General features: G+C 68.6%; 1 protein-coding gene. It reads left to right on the top strand.

The annotated features are described in order from the left end of the window. Positions 1–811: PASTA domain-containing protein (locus ABD212_RS18975; RefSeq protein ID WP_344097784.1), on the top strand; the 811-nt coding region annotated here is incomplete at its 5' end. Between the last annotated feature and the right edge of the window lie 232 nt (positions 812–1043).

Here is a 1043-nt window from a genome sequence, read left to right as displayed (position 1 = left end):
GGTGGTGTCGGGTCCGACGGTCGCGTTCCAGGTGGCGGAGCCGAACAAGCGCAAGTTCCCGTGGTGGATCGTGATCGTCGCGGTGGTCGCGGTGCTGCTGCTGGCCGGGGGCGGCATCCTGATCTGGCTGTTGACCCGGCCAGCTCCTCCACCCACCCTGATCAAAGCGCCCACGATCTCGGGTACCGTCCAGATCGGGTCGGACCTGACCGTCGTCGATGGTGGGTGGGATCCTGCCGACGCCGTGCTGTTCCACGTCTGGCAGAGCTGCCCCGCCACCGCCACGGACGAAGACGCCGTCGATTGCGTGAACATCACGGTCGGCACCGGACCGGATGCCAAGGTCGCGCAAGGTCAGTCCTATGTCGTGAGTCCTGCCGACGAGGGACGGCGGATCCGCGTCGTGGAGACGGCGGTGCGGGTCGATCCGAAGGCCACCGGCAAGGACGCCCCCAAGGATGTGTCGGTCCTGCCTCACGAATCGGCGGCCTCGAAGATGACGGACACCGTCCCTCCCGCACCGCCGACGACGGCGCCGGTGCCGGCCGTGGTGGGGCTGACCTTCGGCGATGCGCAGTCGGTGCTCTCGCAGGCGGGCTTCCAGATCCTCGGCACCACCTCCAGCGAGACGGGTGAGTGCGATCCGCCGATCGAGGATCAGAACCCCGAGGCAGGCGTGGAGGCCAACATCGGCAGCGTGGTCGCGGTGACGACGAAGCAGCCGCCGCCCATCACGGCATGCTGGAATTTCCCCTTGAACGACCACCTCCTGATCCCGAACGACTGGATCTTCGAGCAGGTAGGTCCCTAGGCGCGCATCCCAGAGGTCGCGGCCAGATCTCAGGACGGTGAGCGGCGAACCCGGCGTGCGCCCCGACCCGTCTGCAACGTCGCTGATACCGTGTGGCCATGTCGTCGGGTGACGCGGGTTTTGGGCCGGTGGGTCCGGTGGGGCCGGAGGGGCCGCCGTTCGCGGTGGCGGGTCCGTCGCAGGTGGTGCTGGATGCCGCCCGGTCGGGTAGCGGGTCGTTCACGGTGTCGAA

Origin of the sequence: Microbacterium deminutum (genome assembly GCF_039530205.1) — a bacterium.
Lineage (GTDB): Bacteria > Actinomycetota > Actinomycetes > Actinomycetales > Microbacteriaceae > Microbacterium > Microbacterium deminutum.
This window is presented reverse-complemented; position numbering and strand designations above follow the sequence as displayed.